Below are 15,623 nucleotides of genomic sequence, written 5' to 3'. Positions count from 1 at the left end.
ATGATGCTAAGATTAATCCAAGCCAAAGTCGTGAATAAACCCGGTGTATTAAACCGTATCACGCAAGTTATCCTGAAGCCGCAATACAATATCGATACCTTGACGCTGACCGGTACGGAAGATTATGACGTATCTTTGATCACAGTCGGCATCAACTTCGATACCTTGGATGCAGCTGAATTATTGACGAAACAGTTGGAAAAACAAGTCGACGTCATCAGCGCAACCGACATCACCGAAAAACGTTTAGGCATAAGAGCTTAAACGCAACCAACCGCACTACCCTACTGACCGAATCAAATTGCTTAAAAAGCATTGAGAATATAAAAAAATAAGGAGGTCATTTCAATATGACTAAAGTATACTACGATCAAGACGTAACAGTAAAAGCACTAGAGGGCAAAAAAATCGCCGTTATCGGATATGGTTCTCAAGGACATGCACATTCACAAAACCTACGCGACAACGGTAATGATGTCATCATCGGAATCCGTGCAGGTAAATCTGCAGACAAAGCAAAAGAAGACGGATTCGAAGTATTCTCTGTTGCTGAAGCAACAAAACAAGCTGACGTAGTAATGATCCTTATCCCTGATGAGCAACAAGCTGACGTTTATGCAGCTGAAATCGCTCCTAACTTAGAAGCTGGAAATGCCATCGCATTCGGTCACGGATTCAACATCCATTTCGGTACGATCACACCTGCTGCTGATATCGATGTATTCATGGTTGCTCCAAAAGGCCCAGGCCACATGGTTCGTCGTCAATTCGCTAAAGGATCGGCAGTACCTGCTTTGTTCGCAGTCTACCAAGATGCAACAGGCAACGCAAGAGACCTCGCTCTTGCTTGGACACAAGGAGTCGGCGCAACACGTGTAGGCGTTTTGGAAACAACATTCAAAGAGGAAACTGAAACTGACTTGTTCGGTGAGCAAGCTGTGTTGTGCGGCGGAACAACGCACTTGGTTCAAGCAGGTTTCGAAACATTGGTCGAAGCTGGCTACCAACCAGAAATCGCCTATTTCGAAGTGTTGCACGAATTGAAATTGATTGTTGACTTGATGTATGAAGGCGGCATGGAAAAAATGCGCTACTCCATCTCAAACACGGCTGAATTCGGTGATTACGTTTCAGGACCTCGCGTCATCACTTCTGATGTGAAAGACCGCATGAAAGACGTTTTGACTGACATTCAAACTGGCGCGTTCGCAAAACGCTTCACTGACGATTACAAAGCTGGCTTCCCTGACTTCCACGCAATGCGCGCTGAGCAACAAGGCCACCAGATCGAAGCAGTCGGTGCTGAATTGCGTAAAATGATGCCTTTCGTGAATGAACAACAATAATGAATCAGATGTAGGTTGAGAGCATCCTTATTTTTAAGCCTTCTCTCTTCATCATTGTATTCAATAGATTAGGAGCAGATAGAATGACGGATGAGTTAGTGAACAAAGAAGACGTGCTTAAAGCATATAAAGTACTGCGCAACGTGGTCAAGCAGACCCCTTTGCAGCATGATGCGTATCTATCGCAGAAGTATCATGCCAATATCTTTTTGAAACGGGAGGACCTACAGATCGTCCGATCCTTCAAATTGAGGGGTGCTTATTATGCGATTTCGCAGCTGAGCGAGGCCGAAACGGAGAACGGAGTAATCTGTGCCTCCGCCGGCAATCATGCCCAAGGAGTAGCCTATACCTGCAACCATCTGGGTATCAAAGCGACCATCTTCATGCCATCGACAACCCCTTCCCAAAAAATTGACCAAGTCCGTTATTTCGGAAAGGATTATGTTGAAATCAAACTGATCGGAGATACTTTCGACGAGTCGAATAAAGCTGCCCATAGCTATGCAGAAGAACACAAGCTGACGTTCATTGAACCTTTCAATGATCGCAATGTGATTGCCGGGCAAGGCAGTTTGGCAGTGGAAATTCACCAGGATCTCGTGGCAGAGGGAGAAACGGCTGATATGGTATTCGCTGCAATCGGCGGAGGCGGTTTGATTTCAGGCATCAGCAGCTACATGAAGGAAGCCATGCCAGAAACAAAAATCATCGGTGTGGAGTCCTTGGGCGCTCCAGGTATGAAAGCTTCGCTTGATGCGGATAAAGTCACGACTTTGACTGATATTGATAAATTCTGTGATGGGACAGCCGTAGCGACTGTCGGTGACTTGACTTTCAGACACTGCCAAAAAAATGTCGATGACATTCTGGTCGTTCCTGAAGGACAAGTTTGCGGAACCATCATCGATTTATACACTAAACAAGCGATTGTAGCGGAACCATCCGGCGCACTATCCGTTTCTGCCTTGGAACAATATAAAGAAGAAATCAGAGATAAAACGGTCGTCTGCATCGTCAGCGGCGGTAACAACGATATCAATCGGATGGCTGAAATTGATGAACGCTCCCTACTCTATCAAGGTCTGAAGCACTACTTCATCGTGAACTTCCCGCAGAGGGCCGGCGCGCTGAAAGAGTTCGTGAATGACATATTGGGCGGCAACGATGACATCACCAAGTTCGAATATACGAAAAAAGTCCATCGCAGCGAAGGACCTGTACTGATCGGAATCTTGTTGAAAAATAAGGACGATATCGAAGGCTTGCTCAGCAGGCTCGAAAAATTCGATCCGCATTACATTTCGGTTAACGAGAATTCCAAACTGTATTCTTTCTTGATCTGATTTCGACTAATTTCATACAGTAAGTTAGAGACTGACGCAAGCCAATTAAGAGGCTTGCGTCAGTTTTTTGGTTGGGTTGTTTGGGTTGTTACGGATTGCGGACTGGCCCATCCTTGTGCGGCCGAAAACCATGAATAACTGCGAAGTATTCATGGTTTCGGCATGGATATCACAGGAAAGCATGAATATCTGCTGAGTATTCATGTTTAGGGACCAAAATGTTACCGAAAAGATGAATAAAACCAAAGAATTCATCTTTTTGGCCCCGAGCCCCATATCTCCGCTAACTATCCATGGCCCTCACGCTCTTCAGAAACCCAAAGAAGGGCCGACTCGGTTGTTGAGAGTCGGCCCTTCTTTAGGTTCTAAACATTCTTATTCTTCGATATATGCTCGGCTCAGGTCAAATTCATTTCCAACAGAATTGAAGATGATGCCCTTCAAATTAGGATTTCTGAGCTGTGTCTCTGCTTCTTGGTAAAGCGGGATGATTGCTGCATCTTCCATGATAAGCTTGTGAGCAGCCATCAAGTCAGCCCAGCGCGCTTCAGGGTCGTTTGCATTTGTTGTTTTTGAAGAATCGATCAAAGCATCAAATGCCGCATTCGCATATTGGCCTTCGTTATAAGCGGATGTGCTGTACAACAAGTCCATGTAGTTGATTGCGTCGGCGAAATCCGCTCCCCAACCGGTTTGCAACAAGTCGAACTCGTCTTGGTTTGCTAATTCCAAACGGTTTTTCTTCGGTACATTGCGCAATTCTACAGTGATGCCTTCCAAGTTGTTTTGGATTTGGCCTTGGATATATTGGCTGATTTTTTTGTTCTTTTCATCATCATCCCCAACTAAAGAGAAAGTGATTTCTTCTACGCCTAATTCAGCTTTAGCTTCGGCCAAAAGCGTTTTTGCTTGTTCCAGATCATAGTCCAGGTAAGAGCCGGCTTCAGCAGCAAAATCTTCACCCGTCGTCGGGTTGCTTACAAAATCAGCTGGCAGGAAGCCACCGATGGCTGTCGAACCGTCACCGATGACACTATCAACCAATTCATCGCGATTGATGACAAGTCCGATGGCAGCTCGCAGCTTCGCATTTTGCAGGTAGACGTTATCGTGGTTGAATTCGATGTATGCTGTGCGGGCTTTTTTCTGAACGACTACGTTAGGGTCAGTCGCCAATTGTTTAACCAATTCGCCGGTCACTTGTGCATTGTCGACTGATCCTTGCTGGAACAAGTTCACGACAGTGCTTGTTTCTTTGATTACCTGAACGTTGACTTCTTCCAACTGCACTTCGTCAGCTGCGTAGTAATCTTCGTTCTTCACAAGATCCCAAGTCAGGCCAGTGCCGTCCCAGTTCTCGATCGTGAAAGGTCCATTAGCCAAAATATTTTCGCTGCTTGTTCCGTACTTATCGCCTTTTTCAGTCACAAATGCCTCGTTTTGCGGGAAGAATGCGCTGAATGCCAATAACGATTCAAAGTAAGGTGTCGGCTGCGTCAACTCGATTTTGATTTCAGTGTCGCTTACAGCGGTTACGCCCAACTCAGCAGGATCCATTTCTCCAGCCATGATCTCATTGGCATTTTTGATGGTCTCAGCCAAGTATGCGTAGGACGCCCCTGCTTCCGGATCCACCAATCTTTGCCAAGCGAATACGAAATCATTGGCTGTCACAGGCTCTCCGTTAGACCAGACAGCATCATCACGGAGTTTATAGGTATAGGTCAATCCGTCCTCAGCTATCGTGCCTGCTTCAGCAGCGATCGCGGGAACAGGCTTTCCGTCCGCATCGATTTTCAATAAGCCTTCGATGGCGTGGCTGATGTAGTTTGAACTGTTGATGTCCGTCATCAGCGTTGTATCCAACGTGGCCAATTCTGTAGGTGCCGTATAATTGACAACTTGTCCGCCAGTACTTTCACTTGTTGAATTTGTTGCGCTGTCGTCCGTTGCGCCGTCTCCTCCGCAAGCAGCCAAGATGATCGCTGTTGTTGCTAAAATGAAGGAACTTCTCAATATCCTCATGTAATTCTCCCCTTTTTCTCTTCGTATTTTAATATTATACTACAAAGAATCAGGATATTCCATAAAATATGGAGATTATTATCATAAAAAATTCATAAAACCTTCATTTCATTAATTTTTTATGGCAAAAAAGCCCGGAACAAGTTCCGGACTTTTTGTATCAATAATTTTCGTATTTTGCTTTCAACACGGGAACATCGGACTCGCGGCAATAAACAAAGTGCCCTGGAACGATTTCTCGCATCGCTTCCGGCTCACCATTCTCTTCACGGGGAACATAAGTGAAGCGCGTGCGGTTGCGCTCATAAACCGGATCCGGCAGCGGTATGGCCGATAACAGGCTTTCCGTATAAGGATGTAAAGGTTTGTTGTAAACGTCGTCTGCGGGCGCTAATTCGACCAATTTGCCGAAGTACATAACACCGATACGGTTGCTGATGTACTTGACCATCGATAGATCATGCGCGATGAACAAGAAAGTCAGCTTTTGTTTTTTCTGCAATTCCATCAGCAAGTTGACTACTTGGGCCTGAATGGATACGTCCAAAGCGGAAATGGGCTCATCGGCAATGATGAGTTTTGGATTTACAGCTAAGGCTCTGGCGATTCCGATACGCTGTCTTTGGCCACCTGAGAACTCATGCGGATAACGTGAGGAATGATCTTTGTTCAATCCAACCAAATCCAACAATTCCGCAACCCGATCATCAACTGCCTTCTCGGTAGTCGCAAGTCCATGAATTTTTAATCCTTCCGCAACGATATCGCGGACTTTCATACGGGGGTTCAAAGATGCGTAAGGATCTTGGAAAATCATTTGCATGTCTTTTCGGAAAGCCAATTGCTCTTTTCTATCATGTAGCGTATGGATTTCGGTACCGTCAAAAAATATTTCACCGGACGTAGGGTTGTACAAACGGATGATTGCACGACCAGTTGTCGTTTTTCCACAACCGGATTCACCTACCAAGCCCAGTGTTTCACCTTCATATATGTCAAAGGAAACATCATCAACAGCTCGGACTTCATTCTTTGTGCCGACATTGAAATACTGCTTCAAATTTTTTACTTCCAGAATCTTTTTCTGTCCTGTTGTGTCATACATTACAGCAGACCTCCTTTCTCGGTTATTTTAGAATCGATGTCCGGGTCTTTGCCATGAGGCAAAACAGCCGTTTCTTTATCGGCGGTGTCCATCACTTTCAATTCATCCGATGGCGCAAGGTTCATTTTTGAAAAAGTTGCACGTCGATTCATGATGCCCTCTGGCGGATTCACGGACGGTGCGTCGGGATGCAACAGCCAGGTTGCAGCCGCATGGGTATCGGATACCTTAAAGAACGGCGGATCGTACAAAGTATCGATTTTCATCGCATACTCGCTCCGGGGAGCAAAAGCATCACCATTTGGAGGATCCAACAAATCAGGCGGTGTTCCAGGGATCGCATATAGCGTTCCTTGCGTATCCAGTGTAGGCATTGAGCTCAATAGACCCCATGTATACGGATGTTGCGGATTATAGAAAATTTCATCCACAGTCCCTACTTCGACGATTTTGCCGGCATACATGACGGCAACGCGGTCTGCGACATTCGCCACCACTCCCAAGTCATGGGTGATGAAAATGATTGATGTCTTGATTTTTGTTTGCAAATCCTTCATCAATTCCAGGATTTGCGCTTGGATCGTAACGTCAAGTGCTGTAGTCGGTTCATCCGCAATCAAAATATCTGGGTTGCAGCCCAAGGCGATTGCGATAACGATCCGTTGACGTTGTCCACCCGAAAATTGGTGGGGATACTGTTTCATTCTTTTGGCAGGATTCGGGATGCCTACAAGCTGCAACAATTCTTCAGCTTTTTTATAAGCTTCATCTTTGCTGATGTTTTGGTGCTTGATGATCGGCTCAGCGATTTGCTTGCCGATTTTTTGAGTCGGGTTCAAAGAAGTCATCGGATCTTGGAAAATCATTGCGATTTCTGAACCGCGGATTTTTTGCATTTCTTTCTCGGTTTTGTGGACTAAATCTTCGCCTTTGAACAAGATCTCTCCGTGTTCGATGTTGGCGTTGTTTGCCAACAGACGCATGATACTACGGCTAGTCACTGATTTACCAGAGCCGGATTCACCAACGATGGCTAATGTTTCACCCGGCTTCAGGTCAAAACTGACGCCACGGATAGCTTTTACTTTACCTGCATAGGTATCAAAAGTAATTTGTAGGTCTTTTACTTCCAATATATTTTCCATCTGGTTACCTCCTAATCTCTCATTTTTGGATCGAACGCGTCACGAAGTCCATCAGCCAATAAGTTGAAGCAAATCATGATGACGCTCATGATGCCGGCTGGATACCACATCAGATGCGGCAAGAAACGGAATGTTTTGTAGCCATCGTTGATCAATGTACCAAGCGATGCATTCGGAGCGGGAATACCGATACCGATAAAGCTCAGGAATGCTTCGAAGAAGATTGCCGATGGAATCGAGAACATAACTTGAATGATGATGACGCCAGCCAAGTTAGGCAGGATGTGCCTGAAGGCGATTTTCATCGGTGACTGGCCTAACGTACGGGCTGCCAAAATGTATTCTTGATTTTTCAGTTTTAATGTTTGCGCTCGTACGACACGCGCCATCGAAAGCCATTCAGTCAATGCCAGAGCAATGATGATGGAGCTGATGCCGGGCTTCAAAACAAGCAGCATCAAAATAACGACTACCAAGTTAGGCACGCCGGAAAGAATTTCCAGAATACGTTGCATGATATTATCTACTTTTCCGCCCAACCAGCCGGATGTCAGTCCATAGACAACGCCGAGTGTCAGGTTGAATAAGGCTGCCATGAAAGCAATAAACAAGGATACGCGGGTACCATACAGGATCCGCGACAACAAATCGCGTCCCAGGCTGTCCGTACCGAGGTAATAGTAAACATCCTCAGGAACGTTGGACGCCTCATACTTATCGATAACTACGCCATTCTGCTTCACGGTTCCGTTCAGACCGTTGATGTCGATGCCGGGAATCTTTGGTGGCATATTTGCGTACTGGACAGTTTGCGCATTCGGGTCATGCGGTGCGATGACAGGAGCCAACAAACTGGACATACTGATGATGATCAAGATGATCAAGCTAACCATCGCAACCTTGTTTTTCTTCAGACGGCGCCAAGAATCCGCCATGAAACTCAGGGAAGGTGCTGAGATTTTTTCTTTATCCTGCATACTTGATTCGGATGCCGATTCGAAAAGATCTTTCGTGATTGTCGGCATAGCTGAAGTATTGCGTAATTCATTCTCACTCATGCTTATTCCCCTCCTTCTGTAGCGACTCGGATACGAGGGTCGATGATACCATAAAGGATGTCAACCAACAAAATGACGATTACCAACATGGTCGAATACATCATCGTGACGCCCATGATTGTCGGATAATCATTCGTCAAGATGGATTTTACGAATTGTTCACCGATGCCAGGGATGGCAAAAATATTTTCAACAACCATCGAACCGGTCATCAAACCGACTGTCATCGGGCCAATGATGGTGACCAACGGAATCAGCGCATTACGGATACCGTGTTTGAATGCGACTTCCCAACGGCTCAGGCCTTTTGCCCGCGCGAGTTCTACATAATCGCTTCCCAATACATCAACCATTTCGGTTCGCATGAATCGGGCAGAGTCGGCCAGCGGCGAAATGCTCAACGCTATCGTTGGCAGAATCGAAGAGCGGAAGCCTTCATTCCACAAAGCGATCGGCAACACTTTCAACCAAACTCCGAATACCAATTGCAGAATAACAGCAAAAACAAAGTTAGGAATCGAACGGCCGACGATGGCTGTCAAAGTGGCAACGGTATCCACCCAAGTCCCTTGTCTCATCGCTGCGATCACACCCAGCACAATACCGAGGATCGTCCCTATAATAACTGCTTGAAGCCCTAATTGCATGGAGGGTCCTATTCTGCTGCTCAGCAAATCCGTAACCGGAGTATTGTTGAACTGGAATGAAACACCCATGTCTCCACGTAATAGTCCAAAAATGTAGACTGCGTATTGGACCAAAATCGGTTTATTCAGTCCATACTTCTCATTCATGATAAAAATTTGTTCCTCAGATAACTTGTCTTGGTTACTGTATGGTGTACCCGGCAAAGCTTTCATCAGAAAAAAAGTTATCGATGCAATCAAAAACAACGTAATTGCCATATATAAAATACGCTTGCCGATGTACTTTGCATAACTTTTCATCGTTTGTCATCCTCCATTATTTAGTTTTTTTGTAAATAGCACCTGATAGTATATCATATTTAAATATACAAAAAAGAAAATGAACACCAAATCAAATCATATTTTAATTGAGTTTTCTTTCTTTTTTTTGTACATTTAAAATTGAGAAAACAAAAAGGAGCCAAAATAAGTGAACTTCACAAAAAAAAACGCACTTGTCTCATTATTCATTTTTATATGTGCACTGGTTTATCAACTGATTAAATACGGATCCTTAAGCTGGACCGGAACATCCAACATCCTGTTTATGATAGCGGGGCTTTTGTTGATCATCGGTTTATCCGGACTTGTGTTGGCTTCAGGAAGTTTCGATTTCTTTCACTACAGCGTCAGAAAAACGCTCAGAAGAGAACCAAAGGAGGATGGCTTCAGGGAACCATTGAATCCGCAAGCTCTATCATCTTCTGTCGGGAAAAGTTATCAAAATGTCCTGACTATCGGTCTTTTGCTGTTGGGGATCAGCATTATCTGTCTCTGGGATTATATTTTATAAATAAAACATCCATCTGGCATGAATGTATGCCAGATGGATTTTTTATTGCCTTAATTAATCCACGTTCTGAGTGCCAGAATTTGAAGCCCATTTGTATGAGTAGTCAGCACCGACTAAGTGCTCACCCAAATCTGTGACATACGGTTTTTGCAGAACTGCATAAGAACGTTGATACAGAGGAGCGATACCCGCATCTTCCATCAAGATCTTTTCAGCTGCAAGCAGGCTAGCCCATCTTGCATCAAGGTCCGTCACGTTTGTGCGTGCTTCATCGATCAAAGCATCGTATTCAGCGTTGGAGTAACCGGATTTGTTGTTGCCGTTTTCTGTCTGGAACAATTCCAGGAAGTTGATCGGGTCAGCATAGTCAGCTCCCCATCCAGCTAATTCGATATCGTATTCGCCGGATGTATCAGCTTCAAGACGGACTTTGAAAGGTACATTACGCAAGGTAACAGTCAACCCAGGAAGGTTTGTCTGTAGTTGGCTTTGCAGGAACTCAGAAGAACGTTTCGCATTTTCTGTGTCATCGCTCAACAATTCCAAAGTGATGGATTCAACACCCAACTCAGCCAAGCCTTTTTCGAAGTATGTTTTAGCTTCTTCAGCATTGAATGTCAGAAGATCGCCATTTTGTTTACGGTAGTCTTCGCCAGTTGAAGGGTCCAAAGCAAGTTTTTCAGGAACCAATCCGTTTGCAGGGATGGAACCGTTCTGCAATACCACATCAGCGTACGCTTGTTTGTCGAAAGCCATAGCTAAAGCTTTACGGATGTTGGCATTTTGTAATGGTGTGCCTTCTCTTTGTTGGTTGAACTTCAAGTAGAATACAGAAGAAGTCGGCATTGTGTGGACTTCAGCATCGCCGGCTCTTTGTGCTACGTACTCACCAGTCAAGATCATGCGGTCGATTGCGTCTGTATCATACAGATTCAAGGCAGTGGAAGTCTCTTTGATGACTTCTACGTTGATTGCTTGTAATTTTACAGCATCTTTATCCCAGTACTCTGCATTTGGTTCGTACGTCCATGATAAGCTCGCTGCATCCCAGTTAGCTAAAACAAATGGTCCGTTGTACAATAAAGCATCGCTGCTTAATGCGTATTGGTCGCCTTGTTCTTCAACAAATGCTTGATTTTGAGGGAAGAACATAGCCAATGTCAAAAGATCTTTGAAGTATGGCACTGGAGAAGTCAATGTGATTTCCAGCGTTTTTTCATCGATTGCTTTGACGCCTAATTCTTCAGGAGCAACTTCGCCAGCCATGATTTCAGTTGCGTTAGCGATAACGCCGTCCATCATGTAAGAATATGAAGCAGCCGATGCAGGATCAACCAATTTGCGCCATGAATAAACAAAATCTGCTGCCGTTACAGGCTCACCGTTTGACCAGTTTGCTTCATCACGGATAGTGAAAGTGTAGACCAAGCCGTCTTCGCTGACTGTAGGATCTTCTGCTGCGATTCCTAATTCAACCGTTCCGTCCAAAGCTTGACGATACAGACCTTCGTTTACGTTGCTTAAAGCAGTAAACGCTACTGTATCTGTAGCCTGCACAGAATCCATTGTAGGGATTTCAGCGCTTTCAACCAGATTTAACACCTGCTCACTGCCGTTCGCACCTGCAGACTCTGATGAATCGGCCGTGCTTCCTTCTCCGCCACAAGCAGCTAATACTAGTGCAGAGCTTAAAGATAATAACACTAAAGATGAAAGTTTCTTGTTGCTCATATTTCTTTTCCCCCATTCCCTCTGTTTCTATAATTTCTATAGTAAGATTAATTATAGTTCTGACTGTTATTAAAATCAAGTTTGTGATTTTAATAAATTGATTAAAATCAGATTAACATATTCATATTTATCTATATATATGCAAAATATTATTATATTAGTTATATATTGAGAACCTGACATCGAATGTCAGAACATCCAAAAAATAGCGAAAGCGAAAACAAACGCTGTTAAATCGGCAAATACCAGCAACAAACATATGTTTATTAACAAACAATGATTTATTATATTAATATTGATATATTCGCATGATAAAGGTGCATTTAATCGTTCTCACAGGAAATCCATCGAATCTTCTGACTGAAGATCGGCTTCATACTGATTATCTGCGCATAAAACGGAAGTTGTATGGGCTTTGACAAGAATTTTTTCCATGAGGACAGCTTCTGGCATCGACTCCAAAAAGACTTGATTGTCTTCAACAAGGATAGCATATTTTCCCTTGTGTATCCTGAAAATGGTATCGCTTCGATTTCCGTTGAAAATGACGATATATTTTTTTTCAGAGTTTGTTAAGGAAAAGGCTACGATGTTGAAATTTTCGCTGAGCATCGTGAAATGGGCGTCAATTTCTTCGTGGGTATGCAGGCGGAAAAGATATTCACTCTTGCGCAAGGCAATCAACCCTTTCACGTAGGCTACTGACTTCTGGAACGTCGTCACCCGCTCCCATTCAAATTGATTGATTTCGTCGGGAGATTGGTAGCTATTGGCTACTCCGGCTTTTGTCCTCAAAAATTCCTGTCCGCCGTGGATAAAAGGAACACCTTGCGACAGCAGGACGATGCTCGTTGCCAAAGTATGCCTTTTGATACGCACCTCTTCACTGTCATCCGGATTGGACCGCAATAATTTATCGTAAAGCGTCAAGTTATCATGAGCTTCCACATACTGGATAACTTGTTCCGGATCGACATAACTGCTGTGGCTGGATAAATGCATGGCTCCCTTTATATTCCGGAGCAACAAATCTTCCAAATAATTTTTGCCGCTGATGAAGCCCCTGTCCTTTTCATCTCCAAAATCACTGCCTTTTAACGCTATCCTGATTGAATCGTTGAAGTGGGCAATTCTGGGCATCGCTTGCGCATTCCTCTGGGAAGCTTTTAAGTCCTCCGGGAGCGGCGTGCTCATTTCCCATCCCTCACCGATGATGATGATGGATGGATCGATTTTATCCAACGCTTCCCGGATCGCATTCATCGTGACCGAGTCATGGATTCCCATCAAATCGAAGCGGAAGCCATCAAGATGGTATTCTTTAGCCCAATATTTGACACTGTCAATGATGTATTTCCGCATCATATGCCTTTCCGAAGCCGTGTCATTCCCGACTCCAGTCCCATTCGCCAACGACCCATCTGCATTGTAACGGTAAAAATATCCCGGTACTGTCCTTTCCAAAGCTTGATCCTTTGGGTCATAGACGTGATTGTAGACGACGTCCATGATAACTCGCAAGCCGTTGTCATGCAATGTCCGGATCATCTGCTTCAATTCGAAAATCCTATTGAACGGATCGAAGGGATCCGTTGAGTAGGAGCCTTCCGGCACATTATAATTCAGCGGATCGTATCCCCAATTATATTGCGGTTCCGTCAAATTTGCTTCGTCCACTGTAGCGTAGTCGAACATCGGCAGAATCTGGATATGAGTGATCCCCAAATCGACCAGGTAATCCAAACCAGTTTTTCTGCCACTAGCATTCTGGGTGTTTTTCTCGGTAAGCCCCAGGAATTTCCCTTTGTTCACTATACCACTCGTTTCGGATATGGAAAAATCCCGGATGTGCAGTTCATAAATGATCGCCTCTTCCGGTAAACCAAAAGCAGGCAGCCGTTCTCCCCAACCGTCAGGATTCGTCCTATTCAAGTCTGCGATGACCGATTTCGTCCCGTTTACCGTCGTTGCCCGAGCATAGGGATCTACACTGATGGACTCGCGGTTATTCAAGAACAGAATCTTATATACATAAATGGTTCCGTGCTGATCACCGGGCAGATATGCTTCAAATATCCCTTTCGGCTTCTGCACCATCTCTATTTTCGTTGAAGGGCCCTTGAACGAATCGTCAGCATAAATCCATACCTCCACGGATTTTGCTGTAGGGGTCCATACCCTCAACAAAGTGCCCTCTTTTTCGTATAGCGCACCCAATTCGCCGTCATAAGAAAAGTAGTTGTCAAAATCATTTGATCGGACGAAAAGAAACATTTCCTTGTCGATTGTTTCTTTATCCCTTTTATCACTGAAGAGTTTTTCTAAATCATTGCTATCCAACCAACTCTGGAAGTCCTCGACCATGTTGCATCACCACCCATACCTAGTATACCAGCCAAGATTGATTGCTTTCCTGTCAAAAATAGTCTTTCTTCTTCAACCAGTAGACGGTTAAAAAGCAGATGAAAATCGTAAGCAAGCTAGTGATACCAAACGCCCAAGGGTGATTTTCAAAAGGCAAATCAACATTCATGCCCCAGAAACCGGCTATGATAGTCGGAATCGTCAGGACAATGGTGATCGAAGTCAAAACTTTCATGATGTTATTCAGATTGTTCGCGATTACGCTCGAAAAAACTTCGCTCAGCTGATCGATCATCTTACTTGATTCTGTGACCATCACCTCTGCCTGGCTGGAGATATCGATGATATCACGCAATAATTCCTGACTTTGCAAATCGTCGCCTAAGGAAGCATTCTGAATGGATTTCGTAATCAAGGGATGATTTTTGTTGATTGACGTTTCAAAATAAACCAAGCTTTTGTGAAGGGCGATCAAATTATAGAAATGTTCATTGTGGGTCGCACTGGTGATTTTTATTTGCAGATCTTCGATTGTACCGTCAATTTCTCTCAAATGGTGGACAAAACTTTTGGTCAGTTCCCATAAAATATACAGAATGATATGCTGCTGAGTTGTCGCCGGTTCATTTTTGAAAGACTCATTCTTCATGATGCGTGTCAAAAATGAAGGCGTCTCTTTGCAGATTGTGATCAATGTGTCATTGACCGTGATGATTGACAAAGGATATGTATGATATTCTGTAAATTTTTCCTGAACCGACCGCATTTTAGGGAAAAGGACGATAAGCAGATTGATCGAATCCCCGGACCCATTGTTGACTCTCTCTTGCCGGGGTATTTCATATTCATCCAATGAATCCAGGATATAATCCATCGGGATGCCAAAAGTACTCATCAAATCCGCGACGTCATCACTGTCCGGATTCTCCACATGTATCCATTCAGCCAATTTCCAATTCTTTGTTTGTGAATATACCCCTTTATCCGATAAGTTGAACGCTCTCATTCAAAACCACCTCTTACCCACCATAATCTAAGTGTTGTATTCTATAGGAATAGCATAACGTATTTTTATCAAAATGAAAGCAATAACCCTCTCGGTACGGTCTAAGTCGGTCAGAAAAAAATGCCCATCGAGAAAGAGCTGAAAACTACAAGTCGACGACGATTTCCTCCATAGTATAAGCCATTTCGATATAAGGATCTTCCGTGTACCAGTGTCGCGCACTGCCGAGACAGGCGCAATAGAAGGTAGTATCGTTCTCATGGAACATTTTACGGAAGTGGACATGGCCCATGACACTGTAAGCAATCGGATAGCGATCATAGACCTGCATATAGCTTTTGCTGCCCAGGAAAGCGTTGTAGTAATCATAGACCTTATGCGGAAGCGGGATAACGAACTGCGGATGTGTTACAACATGTGTCTGCATGATTATTTTCCGGTTGCTGACTCTTTTCAGGTCATTTTCCAGTTCAGCCAGCATCTCTGCAGCAACAGTACGATCATCTTTTTCCCAATGCACATAACGGCGGTCATTCCATCCGCCGACTTTTAGTTTTTTTCTTGAAAATTCTTCTATCGTATAGCTATCACTGGCGAAGCCATAATCATACCAGCCTGGGTTCCCCACTACTGCCCATTCATCCCCGATAAGAAACGGATTTCCGACAGGATTCTCATCCCGCTGCTTGAACAACTGATAGATGCGGTCCGTATCCTCTTCGTGATTGCGGATGGACCAGAAATCATGGTTTCCGGGCACGAATTGGATTTTCGAAACGTTGTGATCACGCATACGATCGAGGAAAGCGAAGGTATCATGGTAATCGGAAGACACATCACCAGCCAACAAAAGCAGGTCGATTTCTTGATTATAGAGCAATTCCGCCAAGAGATGATCATAGGTTTGACCCGGCGCCAGCCTTTTTGCGTTCGAATCGATATGCAGATCCGACAATACGCCAATTTTCACGTCCTCAACCCCCTTTTTTAATTAAAAAAGCGAAGTTGCATATCAGAT

At 44.3% G+C, this 15,623-nt stretch carries 13 protein-coding genes; 4 read left to right on the top strand and 9 right to left on the bottom strand.

Translation table 11 applies throughout. The features are described 5' to 3' along the window. The 3 genes from ilvN to ilvA all read left to right on the top strand — a co-directional run bounded on the left by ilvN (window position 1) and on the right by ilvA (window position 2,692). Entirely contained in the window at window positions 1–264 is a 264-nt protein-coding gene (gene ilvN / locus TES5_RS05595; protein WP_068560772.1) for an acetolactate synthase small subunit, read from the top strand. A gap of 86 nt (window positions 265–350) precedes the next feature. Next, a complete protein-coding gene (gene ilvC, locus TES5_RS05590; protein ID WP_068560770.1) occupies window positions 351–1,346 on the top strand; it encodes a ketol-acid reductoisomerase in 996 nt (331 codons plus the stop codon). Window positions 1,347–1,429: 83 nt separating this feature from the next. Next, on the top strand, window positions 1,430–2,692 hold the full coding sequence (gene ilvA, locus TES5_RS05585; protein ID WP_068560768.1) for a threonine ammonia-lyase IlvA: 1,263 nt from the start codon (window positions 1,430–1,432) through the stop codon (window positions 2,690–2,692). 375 nt (window positions 2,693–3,067) lie between these two features. Here ilvA and TES5_RS05575 read toward each other — a convergent pair whose 3' ends face one another. The 5 genes from TES5_RS05575 to opp3b all read right to left on the bottom strand — a co-directional run bounded on the left by TES5_RS05575 (window position 3,068) and on the right by opp3b (window position 8,972). After that, entirely contained in the window at window positions 3,068–4,717 is a 1,650-nt protein-coding gene (locus TES5_RS05575) for a peptide ABC transporter substrate-binding protein (RefSeq protein ID WP_068560764.1), read from the bottom strand. Between the two features lie 160 nt (window positions 4,718–4,877). After that, window positions 4,878–5,822: an ABC transporter ATP-binding protein gene (locus TES5_RS05570; RefSeq protein WP_068560762.1), complete on the bottom strand. Its 945-nt coding sequence runs from the start codon at window positions 5,820–5,822 to the stop codon at window positions 4,878–4,880. After that, complete coding sequence (locus TES5_RS05565) at window positions 5,822–6,967, bottom strand: ABC transporter ATP-binding protein (protein WP_083546402.1); 1,146 nt, start codon at window positions 6,965–6,967, stop codon at window positions 5,822–5,824. The genes TES5_RS05570 and TES5_RS05565 overlap by 1 nt, the downstream gene beginning before the upstream one ends. A gap of 11 nt (window positions 6,968–6,978) precedes the next feature. Further along, window positions 6,979–8,025 (bottom strand): oligopeptide ABC transporter permease, encoded by a 1,047-nt coding sequence (gene opp3C / locus TES5_RS05560; RefSeq protein ID WP_068560760.1) that lies wholly within the window; start codon window positions 8,023–8,025, stop codon window positions 6,979–6,981. Window positions 8,026–8,027: 2 nt separating this feature from the next. Further along, window positions 8,028–8,972, bottom strand: coding sequence for an oligopeptide ABC transporter permease (gene opp3b, locus TES5_RS05555; RefSeq protein ID WP_068560758.1), 945 nt, complete (start codon window positions 8,970–8,972; stop codon window positions 8,028–8,030). Window positions 8,973–9,141: 169 nt separating this feature from the next. Here opp3b and TES5_RS05550 point away from each other — a divergent pair, with 169 nt between their 5' ends. Next, window positions 9,142–9,504, top strand: coding sequence for a DUF3899 domain-containing protein (locus TES5_RS05550; protein WP_068560756.1), 363 nt, complete (start codon window positions 9,142–9,144; stop codon window positions 9,502–9,504). A 54-nt stretch (window positions 9,505–9,558) separates the two neighbouring features. Here the strand turns inward: TES5_RS05550 and TES5_RS05545 are convergent, their stop codons facing one another. From TES5_RS05545 to TES5_RS05530, 4 genes are all read right to left on the bottom strand, one after another. After that, window positions 9,559–11,235, bottom strand: a complete 1,677-nt coding sequence (locus TES5_RS05545; RefSeq protein ID WP_068560754.1) for a peptide ABC transporter substrate-binding protein — start codon at window positions 11,233–11,235, stop codon at window positions 9,559–9,561. Between the two features lie 333 nt (window positions 11,236–11,568). Beyond that, a complete protein-coding gene (pulA, locus tag TES5_RS05540; RefSeq protein ID WP_068560752.1) occupies window positions 11,569–13,599 on the bottom strand; it encodes a type I pullulanase in 2,031 nt (676 codons plus the stop codon). Between the two features lie 52 nt (window positions 13,600–13,651). After that, window positions 13,652–14,605 carry a magnesium transporter CorA family protein gene (locus TES5_RS05535; protein ID WP_068560750.1) on the bottom strand — a complete coding sequence of 318 codons (954 nt, stop codon included), beginning with the start codon at window positions 14,603–14,605 and terminating at the stop codon, window positions 13,652–13,654. 145 nt (window positions 14,606–14,750) lie between these two features. Then, window positions 14,751–15,575 carry a metallophosphoesterase gene (locus TES5_RS05530; protein ID WP_068560748.1) on the bottom strand — a complete coding sequence of 275 codons (825 nt, stop codon included), beginning with the start codon at window positions 15,573–15,575 and terminating at the stop codon, window positions 14,751–14,753. Between the last annotated feature and the right edge of the window lie 48 nt (window positions 15,576–15,623).

Source organism: Trichococcus sp. ES5, assembly GCF_900067165.1.
Lineage (GTDB): Bacteria > Bacillota > Bacilli > Lactobacillales > Aerococcaceae > Trichococcus > Trichococcus flocculiformis.
This window is presented reverse-complemented; position numbering and strand designations above follow the sequence as displayed.